Raw genomic sequence first — 1,583 nt, forward strand, 5'->3', positions numbered from 1 at the left:
TGGCGGAGGACGTAAGCGTACCGTATATAACGATTCGACCCTTTGCAGTGATCTTGAAAGTTTGATAGAACCAGAAACAGCAGGAGACCCAGAGTCGCCGCTTCGATGGACTTGCAAAAGCGTTCGGAACCTTGCTCAAGAATTGAAAAACATGGGGCATAACACAAGTCATCGAATGGTGGCTGAACTGCTTCATGAAATGGAATACAGCCTTCAGGCAAACAGAAAGATTCTTGAAGGAGATTCCCACCCGGACCGTGATGAACAATTTGAGTTTATCCACCAGAAAGTTACAGATTTTCAATCGCGTAGCCAACCCGTCATTTCTGTGGATACCAAGAAGAAAGAACTTGTTGGAGATTTCAGAAACAACGGCAGTGAACTTCACCCGAAGGGAAACCCCGAAAAAGTACGAGTTCATGATTTTATGATTCCAAGCCTTGGCAAGGTGGCCCCATATGGTGTTTATGATCAAACCCAAAACAGTGGATGGGTCAATATCGGCACCGATCACGACACGGCCGCTTTTGCTGTTGAAAGCATTCGACGATGGTGGAATATCATGGGTAACGAAGTACATCCAAAAGCTCATCAATTACTGATTACAGCTGACGGCGGCGGTAGTAATGGATCCAGAATAAGGCTGTGGAAAACGGAGCTGCAAAAGTTTTCTAATGAAACTAACCTCGAAGTATCTGTATGCCATTTTCCACCGGGTACAAGCAAATGGAACAAAATTGAACATAGACTTTTTTCCTATATCAGCCAAAACTGGAGAGGAAAACCACTTGTCAGCCATGAAGTGATCATAAATCTTATTGCCTCTACAACAACACGAAAAGGATTAACAGTAAAATGTCAACTTGACACCAATAAATATCCGAAAGGTATTAAAATATCAGATAAGTATCTTCGCCGAGTAAATATCAGTCGTAATGAATTCCATGGAGATTGGAATTATACAATAATGCCATATCGATCAACAGATAAATTGTAAACGTTATTTTGTGACAACTCCTAAGATGGAGACCGAATAAATGCCATAACCTATTATTTCAAGAGGTGAAAGTAAGGTAAAAAATGCAAGATGAGAAAAATGCAAAAAATAAATATTATATCTTGAAACGGATTATATAGTTTGATAAGTAAGAAGGATTGACATGGTGGGTGTAGCTCAGTTGGCAGAGCACCGGGTTGTGGCCCCGGTTGTCGAGGGTTCAAGCCCCTTCACTCACCCCATTTTTTTGCGCCCGTAGCTCAGCTGGATAGAGCGCCGGACTTCGAATCCGTAGGCCGCAGGTTCGAATCCTGCCGGGCGCGCTTGTTAATTCAAGCTCTTAGCTCAATATGACCAAGTCCTTTTTTGTTTTGGTCTGTGGATTAGTCTGTGGATTTTTTCCGATTTCATTGTCGAAAATCTTCATCGCCTCTCTTTCCGTCTCTCACGGTAAATTTGTTCTAAATATAAGCTTCAATTATTTAGAACCACTGGTTGAAATCTTTTCGTCATTTTCAGATAATCGAAGACAGCTCTTACGTTAAATGATAATCGTCTCATTTTTTGAGACACGGTTTGTTTGGCT

Annotated in this window: 1 protein-coding gene and 2 tRNA genes; all 3 read left to right on the forward strand. The window is 41.6% G+C overall.

What is annotated here, in order from left to right:
- Positions 1-997 (forward strand): ISAzo13-like element ISDssp1 family transposase (locus VXK47_RS11500; RefSeq protein ID WP_435548926.1); only part of this gene is annotated, 997 nt, incomplete at its 5' end.
- Between the two features lie 166 nt (positions 998-1,163).
- Positions 1,164-1,239: transfer RNA gene (locus VXK47_RS11505), tRNA-His, on the forward strand.
- 7 nt (positions 1,240-1,246) lie between these two features.
- Positions 1,247-1,320, forward strand: a tRNA-Arg gene (locus VXK47_RS11510).
- Positions 1,321-1,583: the final 263 nt, after the last annotated feature.

The organism is Desulfobacterium sp. N47 (assembly GCF_051233685.1).
Lineage (GTDB): Bacteria > Desulfobacterota > Desulfobacteria > Desulfobacterales > RPRI01 > RPRI01.